The following is a 17,704-nucleotide window of genomic DNA, read 5'->3' on the forward strand; positions in this document are numbered from 1 at the left end:
AAGGTCATGCTGAATTTTGCCACGCGCCTTGCCCTGTCGCCGCTGTTGCTGGCGCAAGGCCTGTCGGTGCGCGCAAACGCGGTGCGCCTGCCCGAAGCCGCTGGCCCCCGGACAGGTCGTCTTGGGTCTGGCCCGAAACTGTCACTGCTGATCCTGGGCGATTCATCCGCAGCAGGGGTTGGTGTCGATCACCAAAACGATGCGCTTGCCGGGCAATTGGCAGTGCTTCTAGCCAATCATTTCACGCTGGACTGGCAGCTTGTCGCCAAAACCGGTGCCACCACCCGCACCGCCTTGCAGTGGCTTGAGACACATCGCCCTGCCCCCATCGACATCGTCGTGACGGCCCTTGGCGTCAACGATGTGACCCATGCCGTGCCGTACCCGCTGTGGCTGCGCCAGCAAAACCGCATGTTCGCGCGGATCAACACGCTGTTTGCACCGCGCAGGGTCTATGTCTCGGGCGTGCCCCCATTGGGCGATTTTCCGATACTGCCGCAGCCGCTGCGCTGGTCGTTAGGGACCCAAGCCCGACGGTTTGACGCCGGTCTGGCGCGCTTGACTGAAATGTCGGCCCGCCTCAGCCATATCCCTTTCAACAGTCCGCTTGTCCCGTCGCAAATGGCGCAAGACGGCTTTCACCCCGGCCCAGAAATATACACCCTCTGGGCCAAAGAAATGGCCAGCCGGATACTCTCCGACTGGCCATTGGACCTTGAAACTTAACGAAAACACTAGCGGATATAGGCATCCTTGAAACCGACGCCGCGCAGCTTGCCCAGCGCCTTTGGCGCGCGTGCCGCGTCAAAGGGGCCGGCTTGTACCGACAGATAGGTCTTGCCGCTGCGGGTCGATTTCCCGATCCGTGCGCCCATCCCCATCTTTGCGATCCGCTGCGCCGTCTTTTGCGCATTGCTGCTGTCGGCGAACACACCGATTTGAACATAGGTGCTGCCGGTCGCTTGGGCCTTGGCGGCAGGCGCTGCAACAGCCGCCTTGGGCGCAGAACGCGTCGAATAGACAGGCTTGCGCGCTATCGGGGCCGCATTGGCGTTGCGCACGATCTTTTTCACCAGCTGACCGTCGCGTGTTGCAAAAGTCACCTGCCCCAGCTCGCGCTGTTGCTGCTGGATCGAGGTATAGGGGTAAACCAGCGGCACTTGCGCAGTCATGTCCGCGCCATCTGCAGGGTTGATCAACCGGCGCGGCACTGTGTTTGTCCAGATCAGCAACATCTGCTCACGGCCCGCCAATGTCTGTTCCGCGCGCTTTGCGTTCAGACGGTCATCCGTCCAGACCGTTTTATATCCCTTCGGAACCGACACATTGCCATTGTTATGCACGTTCGCCTGCGCCACGTGCTTAGGCAAGATCCGCGTGTGTGGTCCGACGCCCGAAGCCGCTTGGCCTGCTGTGCTCGCCCGCACCCCGGTGCCGCGCACTGCGGATACCCCGGATGGCAAGATCTTTGCCGCCTGCGGCCCGCAGCGGACAGCCAGTTTGGCACTGGGCGACCCTGAATAACGCTGGCTCAAGGCAGAGCGACCGGCACAAACGCCCGCCGCTTGCACCGGCGCAGACGGGGCCACGACAACCTTGGGTGCAGCCACAACAACAGGGGCCGCCTGACGCACCGGTTTCGGGGCGGTCTGACGCATAACAACGGGCGCTGTGCGCTTTTTGGGGACAGGACGGGGGGCGACCTTGGCGACGGGGACAGCTTGGGTAGGTGCAGAATTAAGCGTGATCTGAACAGGCGCAGCGGCTGCCGCACTTGGGGCAGTCGTCACTGCCGTGCCGACATTCGTGGGCTTGAAACCACAGACCCCCTCGCGTTTGCGAGAAACGCGAGGGATCCATGTGACGTTGCCATCAATGCCTGCGCGGATGAACACACAGCCTTTGCTGTCGACGTATTGCTTGCCCTTATAGGATAGGGGTGGAAACTCTGACGGCTGCCGGTCAAAGGCTTGCGCCTGCAAAGCACCGATCCCAAGCGACCCCATGATGACCGCGACTGCAACTATTCTAGTAAATTTCATCTGCGTCCCCACACGATATAGTATGGAAACAATGCGCCATCACTGTATCAGAGTAAAGCACCCCTGACACAATCCTGCCATTTTTCGGCCATTATTTCGTCCCAAACATCCGATCGCCCGCGTCGCCCAATCCTGGCACGATGTAGCCTGCTTCGTTCAGCTTCTCATCCACGGCAGCCGTTACAATTGGCACGTCGGGATGCGCCTCCTGCATGCGTTTGATACCCTCAGGGGCCGCCAGCAAGCACAAGAACCGGATATTGGTCGCCCCGGCTTCTTTCAGCATATCGATCGCCGCAACTGACGAATTTCCGGTTGCCAACATCGGGTCCACGGCAATGACCAACCGGTCATCCAGACCTTCTGGTACTTTGAAATAATACTTTACCGGCTGCAGGGTCTTTTCATCGCGGTACAGCCCGACAAACCCGACCCGTGCCGAGGGGATCAGTTCCAGAACCCCGTCCAGCAACCCGTTGCCCGCCCGCAGGATCGAAATCAACGCAAGCTTCTTGCCATCCAAGGTCGGGGCATCCATCGGCTGCATTGGCGTCTCAATGCGCTTGGTGGTCATCGGCAAACCGCGCGTCACCTCATAGGCCAAAAGCTGGCTGATCTCGCGCAGCAACTGCCGGAACACCGCCGTCGGCGTATCCTTGTCGCGCATAATGGTCAGTTTGTGCTGTACCAGCGGGTGATCCACAACGGTCAGATAGTCGGACATAAGCGCACTCTCCATTTTGCTTGCCCAACGGTTTGCCCCGAAATGGCCATGCCCGCAACCTCCGCTCCGGATCCCGTCTTCATTTTGCCAAATAAACTCCGGGGGAATCGCGGCCTGCCGCGATGGGGGCCGGCCCCCGGCACGACCTTACCCCGGAACGGCGACGCCCAAATGCCCGGCAACCAAAGTGGCCACATCCCGAAATCCGATTGCGCCCAATTTGCCCGCCCCGAGACCGGCCACCAAAACAGGCACCTGTTCGCGGGTGTGATCGGTCCCGACCCACGTCGGATCATTCCCATGATCCGCTGTCAGAACCATAATATCGCCCGCACGCAACTTGCCAACCAGCTTGCCGATTTCAACGTCAAACCACTCCAGCGCGCGCGCATAGCCGGACACATCACGCCGGTGTCCGTATAAACTGTCGAACTCAACGAAATTCGCAAATGTCAGACTGCCGTCTTTGGCGGTCTCAACCAGATCACCAAGATCATCCATCAGTTTGCTGTCAGGGCCTTTGCGCAGCTCGTCAAATCCGGACATCGAAAAAATATCGCCGATTTTCCCCACCGCATACACATGACCGCCCGAATCCTGGACCCAATTGCTCAGCACCGGTGCAGGCGGCGCAATCGCAAAATCGCGTCGGTTCGGGGTGCGGATAAACCCTGCCACTTCATCCCCGACGAAGGGCCGCGCGATCACCCGCCCCACCTTCATCTCATGGGCAATCGGGGCCATCCGCGCGCAGAGATCCAGCAACCGGTCCAATCCGAAATGCTCCTCATGGGCCGCGATTTGCAGCACACTATCCGCAGAAGTATAACATATCGGAAAGCCCGTCTTGATATGCTGGGCACCAAGAGCCTCGATGATGGCAGTGCCGGGGGCATGGCAATTACCCAAGATGCCGTCTGTCCCTGCAAACGCCGCTAGCTGCGCGACCAGTTCAGGCGGAAACGAATTGGTCACGTCGGGAAAATAATGCCAGTCCCACGGCACGGGAAGTCCGGCCAATTCCCAATGACCCGATGGCGTATCCTTGCCGCGCGACAGCTCTGACGCGGCCCCCCAGGTGCCCGTCACAGGGCCGTCCAATCCTTCAATCCGCAACCCGCTTGACTGCTCGACTGCCGCCCCCAGCCCCAAAGCGACCAAATTCGGGACGTTCAATGGCCCTGAGCGACCGTCTTCTGCGAGACCCTGTGCGCAGGCCTGCGCGATATGCCCAACCGTATTGGACCCTGTGTCGGGAACCTCTCCGTTAAAGAATGTATCCGCATCAGCGGCACCACCAATGCCAACAGAATCCATGACCACCAAAAACGCCCGTGCCATCAGCCCACCCGCTCTATGATCAACTCAGGGGTCTTAACCGGTTTGTCAGAAATCTTGATCGCCTGCCGAACCGTCTGGGCCGCCCGCTCTGCATCATTCGCGCGCACAGCGTGAATAACCGCCAACGGCGCGCCCTTGGCGACCTTTGCCCCCAGACGCACCACGTCCGACAGGCCAACGGCGCTGTTGATCTGGTCGCTTTCAACCACGCGCCCGCCCCCAAGGTCGACGACCGCCATCCCAAGGGCCTCGCCGTCGATCGCCGTCACATATCCCGCTGCCTCCGAGGACACTTCGCCAATGATCGTCGCCTCCGGCAAGAACCGGTTATAATCTTCCACAAACCTGACCGGCCCCCCCATGGCAGCAATCATCATGCCAAACCGCTCTGCGGCGTGACCCTCGCGGATCGCGCGGACAATCAGATCGGCACCGGCCTGCACGCCATGGGTCAAGCCGGCATTGGCCAGCAAAACGCCGCCCAAAGCGGCACAAACCGACACGATTGGCCCCTTGGTCTGGCCGGTCAGCACCCGCATCACCTCTGCCACCTCAAGCGCGTTGCCAAGGCTTGGCACAAGCGGCTGGCTCATATCGCTGATCACCGCCGTGGTGCGACATCCGCTGGCATTCGCGGTTTTGGTCAGCGCATTGGCCAGCGCCTGCGCTTGGGGCAAATCCTTCATAAAGGCACCGCTGCCGACTTTGACATCCAGCACCAGCCCCTGCAAACCCGCCGCAAGTTTCTTGGACAGGATCGACGCTGTGATCAGGTCCATACTATCCACTGTTGAAGACACATCACGCACCGCATAAAGCCGCTTGTCCGCCGGGGCCACATCCGCCGTTGCCCCTACGATTGCACATCCCACCTTGCCAACAACACGGCGAAACTGCGCCTCGTCCAACTGCGTACTAACACCGGGAATGGCCTCGATTTTATCTAGCGTGCCGCCTGTATGGCCCAACCCGCGGCCCGAAATCATCGGCACATATGCACCGCAAGCGGCCAAGGCAGGGGCCAAAACCAGACTAACACAATCGCCGACACCGCCCGTCGAATGTTTATCCAGAACCGGCCCGTTCAGATCCCATTTCAGAACCCGCCCGCTGTCGCGCATCGCCATGGTCAACGCGACCCGGGCAACGTCACTGAGCCCCACATGACACACACCCATGGCAAATGCCCCGGCCTGCGCGTCACTGACTGTACCATCGGCCAAGGCTTGGGCGAACCAGACCAATTCATCACGATTTGGGGACTGCTTGTGGCGCAGCTTGGCTAGGATGGTGCGGGCGTTCATCATCTACCCTTCCATATGGCCGCGTCCGAACGCCCCCGGCAAAAGCTCGGACAGCTGCATCACGTCTTCTACACCAGACACCGTGGCCATCGTGACCTTGACATCGGCCTTGCCAAATTCGGCCAGCTTTTGCCGACACCCACCACAAGGTGTCACCGGCATAGGACTGCCCGCAATCACATACGCCTCGACAATCTCGGTCTCGCCCGCGGCCACCATCGCGGCAATCGCCCCCGCCTCGGCACAGGTGCCTTCGGGATATGCCACATTTTCAACATTGCACCCGACATATATCGCGCCCGACCGCGCCCTCAGCGCTGCGCCAACCTTGAAATTCGAATAGGGGGCATAGGCATTGCCCCAAACATCACTGGCCTTTTGTCGTAAATCGTCGCTCATAAATCCCCCAATTAAAAAAAACTATAAAAACCTTTGAACAAAGTTGCGATGGCAAAAGAATAAAAACCTGCGCCCTTCATTTTGCCAGATAAACTCCGGGGGAATCGCAGCATGCCGCGATGGGGGCTGGCCCCCATACCCCGCTTCGAACAAACAATCCGGTCAAATGCCATATTGGCGCGGCAGAAAATTTAGTTTAGCACTAAACCATTCTAAAAAGGCCACCCTAGAACAGGCCAATCTTACAAAGGAATGCCTCCTATGACCGAAGCGCCGAACCTGCGCCAAGCCGCGCTCGATTACCACGCATTCCCGAAACCCGGCAAGCTCGAGATACGGGCCACCAAACCACTGGCCAACGGCCGCGATCTGGCCCGCGCCTATTCCCCCGGCGTCGCCGAGGCCTGTCTCGAGATCAAGGCGGATCCGTCCACTGCCGCCCTATACACCACCCGTGCCAATCTGGTCGGTGTCGTCACCAATGGCACAGCCGTGCTGGGGCTGGGTAATATTGGTGCGCTGGCCTCCAAACCGGTGATGGAGGGCAAGGCCGTCCTGTTCAAGAAATTCGCCAATATCGACTGCTTTGACATCGAGCTGAACGAAAATGATCCAGAAAAGCTGGCTGATCTGGTTTGCGCCCTCGAACCCACCTTTGGCGCGATCAATCTGGAAGACATCAAGGCACCCGATTGCTTTACGGTCGAACGCATCTGCCGCGAACGGATGAACATTCCGGTCTTTCATGACGACCAGCACGGCACTGCAATCGTGGTGGGGGCTGCGGTGAAAAACGCGCTGTTCGTGGCCAAAAAGAAATTCGAGGACATCAAGATCGTCTCGACCGGTGGCGGTGCTGCGGGCATTGCCTGCCTGAACATGCTGCTGAAACTTGGCGTCAAACGCGAGAATGTCTGGCTGTGCGATATTCATGGCCTTGTCTACGAGGGCCGCGAGATCGACATGAACCCGATCAAATCCGAATATGCCCAAGCGTCTGATCTGCGCAATCTTGATGACGTGATCAATGACGCCGACCTGTTCCTTGGCCTGTCTGGCCCCGGCGTTCTAAGCCCCGAACTGGTGCAGAAAATGGCCCCCCGTCCGATCATTTTTGCATTGGCCAACCCGACCCCCGAAATCATGCCAGACCTTGCCCGCGCGGTGGCACCGGATGCCATCATCGCAACAGGCCGGTCGGATTTTCCCAACCAGGTCAACAACGTATTGTGTTTCCCATTCATCTTCCGTGGCGCACTTGATGTCGGTGCGACCACCATCAATGACGAGATGAAGATCGCCTGTATCGACGGCATTGCCGCCCTTGCGCGTGCCACAACATCCGCCGAAGCCGCCGCAGCCTATCAGGGCGAACAACTGACCTTTGGCGCAGATTATCTGATCCCAAAACCCTTTGATCCGCGCCTGATTGGCGTCGTTTCATCAGCCGTGGCTAAGGCCGCGATGGAAACCGGTGTGGCCACGCGCCCGATCGACGATCTGGCCGCCTATCGCCATAAACTTGATAGCTCCGTTTTCAAATCCTCCATGCTGATGCGCCCTGTCTTCGAGGCCGCACGCGCCGCCCCCCGCCGCATCGTCTTTGCCGAGGGAGAGGACGAGCGCGTGCTACGCGCCGCACAGGCCATGGTCGAAGAAACCAGCGAACGCCCGATCCTGATCGGCCGCCCCGAGGTGATCGAGCGGCGCATCGAAAAGGCTGGATTGACCATCAAACTTGGCGAAACTGTCGATCTGGTAAACCCCGAAAACGATCCGCGGTATCGCGATTATTGGGAAACATATCACAACCTTATGGCCCGTCGTGGTGTGTCGCCCGACATTGCCCGCGCGATCATGCGCACCAACACCACCGCCATCGGGGCCGTCATGGTGCACCGCGAAGAAGCGGACAGCCTGATATGCGGGACTTTCGGTGAATTCCGCTGGCACATGAACTATATCGAACAGGTCTTGGGCCGCGATGGCAAGCGCCCGCATGGTGCGCTGTCGCTAATGATTCTTGAAGACGGGCCGCTGTTTATCGCAGACACGCAGGTGCATTTGCACCCGACCCCAGAACAGATCGCCGAAATCGCTATCGGGGCAGCCCGCCATGTGCGGCGCTTCGGGATAGAACCCAAAATTGCACTTTGTTCGCAAAGCCAGTTCGGCAATCAGGGGGAAGGCAGCGGCAAACGTCTGCGCGCCGCCATGCGCCTGCTGGATGCGGGCAATCACGACTTTTGCTATGAGGGCGAGATGAACATCGACACCGCCCTGGATGCGGAATTGCGCAACCGTCTGCTGCCCTCAAACCGGATGGAGGGGGCTGCAAACGTGCTGGTTTTCGCCCATGCCGATGCTGCGTCGGGCGTCCGTAACATCCTGAAAATAAAGGGTGGCGGCCTTGAGGTCGGGCCGATCCTGATGGGCATGGGCAACCGCGCGCATATCGTATCGCCGTCCATTACCGCGCGGGGTTTGCTGAACGTCGGGGCCATCGCAGGCACCCCTGTGGCCGAATACGGCTAAGTCTGAAATGACAAATGCCGCCCCCGTTGATGGGGGCGGCGTTTGCGTCAAAACCGGATTTACCTGTCGTGGCCTATCGGGCGGATTTACCCCCTTTGGGCGCGAAAACCGGCTTGATATCCGCCGCAACGCTGACCGGTTTTTTGGCGGGCCGTGCATCGGCCTTAGCCTTTTTCTTTTTGTTGGCGATCTTGTCACCCATGGCATGAAACCTTTTGGACTGTTGGCAGGCCGGTATCGGCATGGCCTGTGTTTGTGATACTAGCTTGTCCCAAAGCTATCGCTGATCCAGATTCGACAGCTCTGCATATATTCGACATTAATATCTGTTCCGATTTGTAAATTTCTCGGACTGTTTGTCGCCACCGGCAGTAAATTTTCTTTCCGGATCATTTAAGACACAGCCCAATAACCTTGCCCTGCCCCGCATCTGTAGCCTACCAACGGATAAACGCGATCACGGGAGGGAGCCGCACATGGGATACCAAGAGGTTTACAAAAGCTGGCAGGACAATCCTGAAGCTTATTGGCTGGATCAGGCTAACGCCATCGACTGGGTCGAAGCCCCCACCCAAGCATTGTTTGAAAAGGGCAATGGGCTTTATGAATGGTTTGCCGATGCCAAGGTGAACGGTTGTTACAACGCCGTCGACCGCCACGTTGAAAATGGCCGCGCCGATCAGGTTGCGATTATCCACGACAGCCCCATTACAGGCACCCAGACCAAGATCACCTTTGCCGAACTACAGACCCGCGTCGCCGCAGTTGCGGGCGTGTTGCGCGCCAATGGCATCGGCAAGGGCGACCGCGTCATCATCTACATGCCCATGGTCCCCGAAGCCCTTGAGGCCATGCTTGCCTGCGCACGCATCGGCGCAGTCCATTCGGTCGTATTTGGTGGATTTGCCGCCAATGAACTGGCCGTGCGGATCAATGATTGCACCCCCAAGGCGATCATCGCTGCGTCCTGCGGATTGGAACCCAACCGCATTGTGAAATACAAACCCTTGCTGGACGGCGCGATCGAGATGGCCGATCACAAGCCCGATTTCTGTCTGATCCTGCAGCGCGACCAGTCCCCCTGCGATCTGATCGAAGGGCGCGATCTGGATTGGCACGATGCGCAAAACGGTGTCACCCCTGCCGAATGCGTCCCGGTCGACGGTAACCATCCGGCGTATATTCTTTATACATCCGGCACCACTGGCGCGCCCAAGGGCGTAGTGCGGCACACGGCTGGCCATCTGGTGGCGTTGAACTGGACGATGAAAAACATCTATCACGTCGATCCCGGCGATGTATTCTGGGCCGCGTCCGATGTGGGTTGGGTCGTGGGCCACAGCTATATCTGTTATGGCCCATTGATCCACGGCAACACCACGATTGTATTCGAGGGCAAGCCCGTCGGCACCCCAGATGCGGGTACTTTCTGGCGTGTGATCCAAGAACATAACGTGCGCAGCTTCTTTACCGCGCCCACCGCCATCCGCGCCGTCAAACGCGAAGACCCCAAGGGCGAGGAAATCGGCAAATACGATATCTCGTGCTTGCGGGCTTTGTATCTGGCCGGTGAACGCGCCGATCCAGACACCGTTGTCTGGGCGCAGGAAAAGCTGGGCGTGCCCGTCTATGACCATTGGTGGCAGACCGAAACCGGCTTTACCATCGCGGGAAACCCCGCGGGCCTAGAGGCGTTGCCGGTCAAAGTCGGATCGCCAACGGTCCCCATGCCCGGCTATGATGTGCAAATCTTGGACGAAGCAGGCCACGCGCAACCCGCAGGCACGTTGGGATCTATCGCCATTAAACTGCCACTGCCCCCCGGCACGCTGCCCACGCTATGGAATGCCGAAGACCGTTTTCGCAAAAGCTATCTGACCACCTATCCCGGCTATTACGAGACGGGCGATGCGGGCATGATCGACGAAGATGGTTATCTTTATATCATGGCGCGCACCGATGACGTGATCAACGTAGCCGGTCACCGCCTGTCTACAGGCGCGATGGAGGAAGTTCTTGCCGCACACCCCGACGTTGCCGAATGTGCCGTCATCGGGGTCAGCGATGCGCTGAAAGGCCAAGCCCCCATGGGCTTTGTCTGTCTGTCCAAAGGCGTCAACCGCCCCCACACAGAGATCACCGCCGAATGCGTGCAGATGGTGCGGGATCAGATCGGCCCCGTTGCGGCCTATAAAATGACGCTGGTGGTGGACCGCCTGCCCAAGACACGGTCGGGCAAAATTCTGCGCGCTACGATGGTCAAGCTTGCGGATGGGGAACCGTTCAAACTGCCCGCCACGATCGACGATCCGGCCATTCTGGACGAATTGAAATCCGCACTACAAACGATCGGATATGCAAAGGAAGAGTAACCAAAAGACGTCTGGTTACTTGACCACACACAGAACGGGGCGCAGATGAAAAACCTTTTATCAGGTCTATTCCAAAGAGATAGATTTGCGCCCCCGCCCCCCAAGATTGCAAGCTGCTCTTTCTATGCTGCCTACGGTCTGGGGACTGCCTATGCCCTTCACGGGATCGTGGCAGTTTGGCCGCAGGGGCCGTTGGCCGATCATCTTGTCGATTTGAAAGATCATGATGCGCTCGGGACGCATATTCTGGGCCGGCTCAAGCTATCTATGGACAAGCCCGACGGTGGCAAACCAAACCATCTGGCCCAATCGGCAAATTTCCAGTCACAAATGGACCAGTTCCGAGAGGTCACAGGCCGTAGGCCACGCCCTTTTGAAAGCGCGCTAAGCCTGATCAATATCACCCGACAAGCAGATCAGCTGCTGTTTGATCTGCACCAACCAGTGCGTGGCCGCTATGCGTTTGAAAGCCACACCCCGGCCGATGATCAACCCCGCCTCGCGGCACCTTATAGCGCAACTGAGGTCGGCAATTTCGTCGCAAACCTGCTAAAAGATCCGAAATAGACGGTTTCATCAGCCAAGCCTGCTTTTGAACATTCCGCGCGCAAACGCTTCCTAAAACGAAAAAAGCGGCCCCGAAGGACCGCTTTTCCAAATCATATATCGATTTAGTTTTGCTTGGAGAGAAAACTATCGACCTGCTTTTCAGCTTCTTCTTTGGCGATGCCGTATTTGGCCTGAATTTTGCCAACCAGCTGGTCACGTTCGCCTGCGGCTTCAGTCAGATCGTCGTCTGTCAGATCGCCCCATTCTTCTTTGATTTTGCCGGTCATCTGCTTCCAGTTGCCTTTGACTGTATCCCAATTCATGGCGTATCTCCTCTATGTTTCTGATCGCTTGAAGACCAGTAACGGTCCTTTGTGCGTCTCATAGGAATAACGTCCAGAGGGCCGTAAGGTTCCACAAAATCGAACTCAGTTGAACTGCTCGCTGATCAGGCGTTCTTCCAAACCGTGACCGGGGTCAAACAAGATGCGGTGTTTGATCGACGGATCAGAACTGATTTCGACCGCAATCACGTCGCGATAAGATGTGCCATCCGCGTCCGCCATCACCGGGCGCTTTTCCGGTTCCAGCACATCGAACCGAACGGTCGCGGTATTGGGCAACAAGGCACCGCGCCAGCGCCGGGGCCGGAACGCGGCCATCGCCGTTAGCGCCAAAACATCCGCACCAATCGGCAGGATCGGACCATGCGCCGAATAATTATAGGCCGTTGATCCCGCAGGGGTGGCGACCAGTGCCCCATCGCAGACCAATTCCTCCATCCGTACGCGGCCATCCACGCTGATCCGCAGCTTTGCCGCTTGCGGACCCTCGCGCAGCAATGCGACCTCGTTCAGGGCCAGCGCCTTTGACGTGCCGCCATCCGCATGGGTGGCCTGCATGACCAGCGGATTGATCACCGCTTCTTCTGCTGTGCTCAGCCGCTCTACCAGATCATCGGGGGCGTATTCATTCATCAAAAATCCGATGGTCCCCCTGTTCATGCCATAGACCGGCACCCCAAGCGACTGCGTGGTGTGCAGTGTCTGCAACATGAACCCGTCGCCGCCCAAGGCCACGATAACATCCGCCTGCGCGGCAGGGACGTTGCCGTACCGCGCGCTCAGCACGGCAAGAGCGGTCTGGGCCACATCGGCGCGGCTGGCGGTAAAGGCGATCTTCATCGGCGCAAGTTTCCAATCGGGGTTATTCAGACCCGAAAGAACCACATTATCTTCGCCACTACCAGCTTTGCCGTTTATGTGGGCGGTTGCGGCGGATTACGACCTTCACGCCGCCAGCGCTTTGGGTTAGACATCGCGCAATTCACCCCCTTTTTCAAAGGAAAACCCAATGTCCGGTTTCTTCACCAAATCCCTTTCGCAAGCTGATCCCGAGATCTTCGGTGCCATCACAAAAGAACTTGGCCGCCAGCGCAACGAGATCGAATTGATCGCGTCGGAAAACATCGTCTCTGCCGCCGTGATGGAAGCCCAAGGGTCAGTGATGACCAACAAATACGCCGAAGGCTATCCGGGCCGTCGCTATTACGGTGGCTGCGAATTCGTCGATGTGGCTGAAAACCTCGCTATTGAACGGGCATGCCAGCTGTTTGATTGTGCCTATGCCAACGTTCAGCCGAACTCCGGTTCACAAGCGAACCAAGGCGTGTTCACAGCACTGTTGCAACCCGGCGATACGATCCTTGGCATGTCCCTGGACGCAGGGGGCCACCTGACGCACGGTGCAAAGCCGAACCAGTCCGGCAAATGGTTCAACGCGATCCAGTACGGCGTGCGCAAAGAAGACAACCTGCTTGACTACGATCAGGTCGAGGCCCTCGCCAAAGAACACCAGCCCAAGATGATCATCGCCGGCGGATCTGCTGTGCCGCGCCAGATCGATTTCAAGCGCATGCGCGAAATTGCCGATATGGTCGGTGCCTATCTGCACGTTGACATGGCCCACTTTGCGGGTCTGGTGGCAGCTGGCGAACACCCCTCGCCTTTCCCCCATGCGCATGTTGCCACGACAACAACCCACAAAACACTGCGCGGCCCGCGCGGCGGCATGATCCTGACCAATGACGAAGCGCTGGCCAAGAAATTCAACTCCGCGATCTTCCCCGGCATCCAAGGCGGCCCGCTGATGCATGTCATCGCAGCCAAAGCCGTGGCCTTCGGCGAAGCGCTCCAGCCTGAGTTCAAGACCTACATCAAGCAAGTCGTGAAAAACGCCCAAGCCCTCAGCGATCAGCTGATCAAAGGTGGTCTTGATACCGTGACACATGGCACCGACACGCACCTGTTGCTGGTCGATCTGCGCCCCAAAGGCGTCAAAGGCAACGAGACCGAACAGGCATTGGGCCGCGCCCACATCACCTGCAACAAAAACGGCGTGCCCTTCGACCCAGAAAAGCCCACTGTGACCTCCGGCATCCGCTTGGGCTCCCCCGCGGCCACGACCCGTGGTTTTGGCGAGGCCGAGTTCCGCCAAATTGCAGACTGGATCATCGAAGTCGTCGATGGCCTTGCTGCCAACGGTGCTGATGGCAACGCTGCGGTCGAGGAAAAAGTAAAAGCCGAAGTCGAAGCGCTCTGCGCCCGCTTCCCCATCTATCCCGACCTCTAGCCCCAAAGAAACCGTCCCCCGACGATTTCCAAATGGAAACAACCCCGGGGGGCCCTTCAGGGCGGGGGCAGCGCCCCCTCTACCGCAAATAAAAGGGCCCCGGCAGCATCCGCACCGGGGCCTTTTTATTCTGCGGACACCCTGCGACCGACAACACCCTACATCACACCCGGCCCCGCAACGCCTGATCACTCCCGAAACGCGATGAACCCTTGCCATCCGCCTATTGCTCATGGTCCAGTCCTGCAAAAGACTTGCACAAAAGGACAACAAGCATGGACATCAAATCCGCAGGCACCCGCCCCTCCGAAACCGGATCGCCCGACTATTTCACCGGCAGCGTGCGCCTTGATCCCGTTGTCTCGGCTCCCGATCCCGCCCGCATCCGCGCAGCGACGGTTACCTTCGAACCCGGCGCACGCACGGCGTGGCACACGCATCCGCTGGGCCAGACGCTGGTGGTTCTCTCGGGTGCCGGCCTTGCTCAAACCGATGGTGGCCCCGTCACCCCACTGCGCCCCGGCGATACCGTCTGGTTCGCGCCCGGCGAAAAACACTGGCACGGCGCGGCCCCTGATTGCGCCATGAGCCACCTTGCCCTCCAAGAAGCCCTCGATGGCAAAGCCGTCGACTGGCTCGAACATGTCAGTGACGCCCAATATGGCGGCTAGACGAACCCACGCCACCATAGATAGCCAATAAACGCCACCACAACGAAAAGCAGATTGAACGCAATGCTACCGGCGATGCCCAGCAGCCGGTCCTTGCGATTCTCTTTCACGTTTACAGTTTTAAGATGGGCCATGACCACATCATAGGCAGCCTGTACAGCCGAACGATCCAGCCTGCGCGCCATCTTCGGGTTTCTTGCGAAAAAATCGGCCTGCGCCAAGGCATCGCCCTTCAGGCGCACAGCTTTGGGCAGCCGGCGCCCCGCCCGCCGTAATGCATGGGGCAGATCGCGCCCCCTGACACCCAGCCGGGCCTGCAGCTCACGCCGCACGGCCAGTGCCTTGTGTTGAATATCTTTTTGATCCAGCATCACGTTACCCTAAACCCTCTGGCACATTTGCCGCAATGGGCCTAAATCTACAACCATGCTCAACTATACCGAATATGGCACCGTAACAGATGCCCCCGCCCTCCTGATCGTTCACGGCCTCTTCGGCTCTGGCCGCAACTGGGGCGTGATCGCAAAACGCCTGTCCGACACCCGCCGTGTCATCACCGTGGACATGCGCAACCACGGCGACAGCCCGCGCGCTGACACGCAAACCTACCCTGAAATGGCCGAAGACCTCGCTGAGGTCATCCGCCACATCGGCGCACCGATGGATGTCTGCGGGCACTCGATGGGTGGCAAAAGCTCAATGGCACTGGCGCTCTTGCACCCCGATCTGGTCCGCCGCCTCATCATCGCCGACATCGCGCCCGTCACCTATGATCACAGCCAGCAAGACTTCATTGACGCCATGCGCGCCGTTGACCTGTCCACCCTGACCCGCCGCTCCGACGCTCTGGAACAGCTCGCCGCCGCCGGGGTCGATCCCGCCTTGCAAAGCTTCTTTACCCAATCGCTGGATATTGCGACCAAAAGCTGGAAACTCAACCTAGACGTACTCGAAGCCGAAATGCCCAATATTGTCGGCTGGCCCTCGGACATCACAGGCCCCTTCGACGGCCCGACATTCTTTCTGTCCGGCGCGAAATCGCATTACGTCTTGCCCGAATACCGCCCCGCGATCAAAACACTCTTTCCTAACGCCTATTTTGCCAAACTCCCCGGCGTCGACCATTGGCTCCATGCCGAAAACCCCCGCGATTTCGAAGCGTCCGTGCGCGCATTCCTCGACCCTGCCTGACGTCAAACACCCCGCTTCTCTGGCTCAAAAATATCCCGGGGTTTTGGGCAGCGCCCCAATCCGGTCGCCCCACAAGTAAAACCCGCCCCGATACCGCCCTTCCCCCCTTGCACCTCTCCCCCCAAGGCCTATAACGCGGAGAATTTGCAAATATCCGGGGGCCTGAACCATGCCAAAAAGAACCGACATCAAATCAATTATGATCATTGGTGCGGGGCCTATCGTGATTGGTCAGGCCTGCGAATTTGACTATTCTGGCGCACAAGCCTGTAAAGCCCTGAAAGAGGAAGGCTACCGCGTCATCCTCGTCAACTCCAACCCTGCGACGATCATGACCGATCCGGGTCTTGCCGATGCCACCTACATCGAACCCATCACCCCCGAAATCGTCGCCAAGATCATCGAAAAAGAACGCCCCGACGCGCTGTTGCCCACCATGGGCGGCCAGACCGGGCTGAACACCTCCCTTGCGCTCGAAGAAATGGGCGTGTTGGAAAAATATGGCGTCGAGATGATCGGGGCCAAGCGGGAAGCCATTGAAATGGCTGAAGATCGCCAGCTTTTCCGCGAAGCAATGGACCGCCTCGGTATCGAAAACCCCAAAGCCACAATCGTCACCGCCCCCAAGAACGCCGCCGGCAAAAAGGATCTTGCCGCAGGTGTGACCATCGCTCTCGAAGCGCTTGAATATGTCGGCCTGCCCGCCATCATCCGTCCCGCCTTTACCATGGGTGGCACCGGCGGCGGTGTGGCCTATAACCGCGACGATTACGAATTCTTCTGCCGCTCCGGCATGGACGCCTCACCCGTGGGGCAAATCCTGATCGACGAATCCCTGCTGGGCTGGAAAGAATTCGAGATGGAAGTCGTGCGCGACACGGCCGACAACGCCATCATCGTCTGCTCCATCGAAAACATTGACCCGATGGGTGTGCACACCGGCGATTCGATCACCGTCGCCCCGGCACTGACGCTGACCGACAAAGAATACCAGATCATGCGGAATCACTCGATTGCGGTCCTGCGCGAAATCGGCGTGGAAACTGGCGGATCGAACGTGCAGTGGGCCGTGAACCCTGCCGATGGCCGCATGGTTGTGATCGAAATGAACCCCCGCGTGTCGCGCTCCTCCGCGCTTGCCTCAAAGGCGACAGGTTTCCCGATTGCCAAGATCGCGGCGAAACTGGCCGTCGGCTTTACGCTGGACGAACTCGACAATGACATCACCGGTGTCACACCTGCCAGCTTTGAGCCGACAATCGACTATGTCGTCACCAAGATCCCGAAATTTGCGTTCGAAAAATTCCCTGGCTCCGAACCCTACCTGACCACCGCGATGAAATCTGTGGGCGAGGCGATGGCGATTGGCCGCACGATCCACGAATCTCTGCAAAAGGCGCTCGCGTCGATGGAATCCGGCCTGACTGGCTTTGACGAAATCGACATCCCCGGTGCCCCCGAACAGGCTGCGCTGGTCAAAGCCATCAGCAAGCAAACCCCTGATCGTATGCGCACCATCGCGCAGGCCATGCGCCACGGCATGTCCGACGTGGACATCCACGGTGTGACCATGTTCGACCCTTGGTTCCTTGCCCGTATCCGCGAAATTGTTGACGCCGAAGAGGGCGTGCGGGCCGAAGGCTTGCCAACCGATGAGACCGCGATGCGCCAGCTCAAGATGATGGGCTTTACCGACGCGCGTCTTGCCACCCTGACAGGCCGCGACGAAAACGACGTGCGCCGGGCCCGCCTGAATCTTGGCGTCAAAGCCGTGTTCAAACGCATCGACACCTGTGCCGCTGAATTCGAAGCGCAAACCCCCTATATGTATTCGACCTACGAATCTCCTGCATTTGGCGAAGTCGAATGCGAGGCGCGCCCGTCCGACCGCAAGAAGGTCGTTATTCTGGGCGGTGGCCCGAACCGCATCGGCCAGGGCATCGAA

The 17,704-nt window shown here is 58.9% G+C and carries 17 protein-coding genes; 9 read left to right on the top strand and 8 right to left on the bottom strand.

Annotated elements, in window-relative coordinates:
* Positions 1 to 6 precede the first annotated feature (6 nt).
* Complete coding sequence (locus ABYT07_RS04855) at positions 7 to 726, top strand: SGNH/GDSL hydrolase family protein (protein WP_372989850.1); 720 nt, start codon at positions 7 to 9, stop codon at positions 724 to 726.
* A gap of 8 nt (positions 727 to 734) precedes the next feature.
* Here the strand turns inward: ABYT07_RS04855 and ABYT07_RS04860 are convergent, their stop codons facing one another.
* From ABYT07_RS04860 to ABYT07_RS04880, 5 genes are all read right to left on the bottom strand, one after another.
* Complete coding sequence (locus tag ABYT07_RS04860) at positions 735 to 2,042, bottom strand: SPOR domain-containing protein (RefSeq protein WP_372989851.1); 1,308 nt, start codon at positions 2,040 to 2,042, stop codon at positions 735 to 737.
* A gap of 91 nt (positions 2,043 to 2,133) precedes the next feature.
* The gene (gene upp / locus ABYT07_RS04865) at positions 2,134 to 2,766 is read right to left on the bottom strand and encodes a uracil phosphoribosyltransferase (RefSeq protein WP_372989852.1); all 633 of its coding nucleotides are present in this window, start codon (positions 2,764 to 2,766) and stop codon (positions 2,134 to 2,136) included.
* A gap of 147 nt (positions 2,767 to 2,913) precedes the next feature.
* Entirely contained in the window at positions 2,914 to 4,107 is a 1,194-nt protein-coding gene (locus ABYT07_RS04870) for a phosphopentomutase (protein WP_372989853.1), read from the bottom strand.
* The gene (locus tag ABYT07_RS04875; protein ID WP_372989868.1) at positions 4,107 to 5,411 is read right to left on the bottom strand and encodes a thymidine phosphorylase; all 1,305 of its coding nucleotides are present in this window, start codon (positions 5,409 to 5,411) and stop codon (positions 4,107 to 4,109) included. Before ABYT07_RS04875 ends, ABYT07_RS04870 begins: the two co-directional genes overlap by 1 nt.
* A 3-nt stretch (positions 5,412 to 5,414) precedes the next feature.
* Positions 5,415 to 5,810, bottom strand: coding sequence for a cytidine deaminase (locus ABYT07_RS04880; RefSeq protein ID WP_372989854.1), 396 nt, complete (start codon positions 5,808 to 5,810; stop codon positions 5,415 to 5,417).
* Positions 5,811 to 6,071: 261 nt separating this feature from the next.
* Here ABYT07_RS04880 and ABYT07_RS04885 point away from each other — a divergent pair, with 261 nt between their 5' ends.
* The 4 genes from ABYT07_RS04885 to ABYT07_RS04900 all read left to right on the top strand — a co-directional run bounded on the left by ABYT07_RS04885 (position 6,072) and on the right by ABYT07_RS04900 (position 11,284).
* A complete protein-coding gene (locus ABYT07_RS04885) occupies positions 6,072 to 8,345 on the top strand; it encodes an NADP-dependent malic enzyme (RefSeq protein ID WP_372989855.1) in 2,274 nt (757 codons plus the stop codon).
* A gap of 7 nt (positions 8,346 to 8,352) precedes the next feature.
* On the top strand, positions 8,353 to 8,604 hold the full coding sequence (locus tag ABYT07_RS04890; protein WP_372989856.1) for a hypothetical protein: 252 nt from the start codon (positions 8,353 to 8,355) through the stop codon (positions 8,602 to 8,604).
* 217 nt (positions 8,605 to 8,821) lie between these two features.
* Positions 8,822 to 10,717: a propionyl-CoA synthetase gene (locus tag ABYT07_RS04895; protein WP_372989857.1), complete on the top strand. Its 1,896-nt coding sequence runs from the start codon at positions 8,822 to 8,824 to the stop codon at positions 10,715 to 10,717.
* Positions 10,718 to 10,762: 45 nt separating this feature from the next.
* Complete coding sequence (locus tag ABYT07_RS04900) at positions 10,763 to 11,284, top strand: hypothetical protein (RefSeq protein ID WP_372989858.1); 522 nt, start codon at positions 10,763 to 10,765, stop codon at positions 11,282 to 11,284.
* A gap of 104 nt (positions 11,285 to 11,388) precedes the next feature.
* Here the strand turns inward: ABYT07_RS04900 and ABYT07_RS04905 are convergent, their stop codons facing one another.
* Both ABYT07_RS04905 and ABYT07_RS04910 read right to left on the bottom strand, forming a co-directional pair.
* Positions 11,389 to 11,589, bottom strand: a complete 201-nt coding sequence (locus ABYT07_RS04905) for a CsbD family protein (RefSeq protein ID WP_372989859.1) — start codon at positions 11,587 to 11,589, stop codon at positions 11,389 to 11,391.
* 105 nt (positions 11,590 to 11,694) lie between these two features.
* Complete coding sequence (locus ABYT07_RS04910; RefSeq protein ID WP_372989870.1) at positions 11,695 to 12,450, bottom strand: NAD kinase; 756 nt, start codon at positions 12,448 to 12,450, stop codon at positions 11,695 to 11,697.
* A 169-nt stretch (positions 12,451 to 12,619) separates the two neighbouring features.
* Between ABYT07_RS04910 and glyA the strand changes: the two genes are divergently transcribed.
* Together glyA and ABYT07_RS04920 are read left to right on the top strand one after the other, a co-directional pair.
* Entirely contained in the window at positions 12,620 to 13,897 is a 1,278-nt protein-coding gene (glyA, locus tag ABYT07_RS04915) for a serine hydroxymethyltransferase (protein ID WP_372989860.1), read from the top strand.
* Between the two features lie 275 nt (positions 13,898 to 14,172).
* A complete protein-coding gene (locus tag ABYT07_RS04920) occupies positions 14,173 to 14,568 on the top strand; it encodes a cupin domain-containing protein (protein ID WP_372989861.1) in 396 nt (131 codons plus the stop codon).
* Here ABYT07_RS04920 and ABYT07_RS04925 read toward each other — a convergent pair.
* Complete coding sequence (locus ABYT07_RS04925; RefSeq protein ID WP_372989863.1) at positions 14,565 to 14,939, bottom strand: hypothetical protein; 375 nt, start codon at positions 14,937 to 14,939, stop codon at positions 14,565 to 14,567. The two genes, ABYT07_RS04920 and ABYT07_RS04925, sit on opposite strands and share 4 nt — an antisense overlap.
* 55 nt (positions 14,940 to 14,994) lie before the next feature.
* Here ABYT07_RS04925 and ABYT07_RS04930 point away from each other — a divergent pair, with 55 nt between their 5' ends.
* Both ABYT07_RS04930 and carB read left to right on the top strand, forming a co-directional pair.
* Positions 14,995 to 15,759, top strand: a complete 765-nt coding sequence (locus ABYT07_RS04930; RefSeq protein WP_372989864.1) for an alpha/beta fold hydrolase — start codon at positions 14,995 to 14,997, stop codon at positions 15,757 to 15,759.
* A 169-nt stretch (positions 15,760 to 15,928) separates the two neighbouring features.
* Positions 15,929 to 17,704, top strand: a 1,776-nt coding sequence (carB, locus tag ABYT07_RS04935) for a carbamoyl-phosphate synthase large subunit (protein WP_372989865.1), incomplete at its 3' end; no start/stop codon positions are given.

The organism is Sulfitobacter sp. (assembly GCF_041552635.1).
Taxonomy (GTDB): domain Bacteria; phylum Pseudomonadota; class Alphaproteobacteria; order Rhodobacterales; family Rhodobacteraceae; genus Sulfitobacter.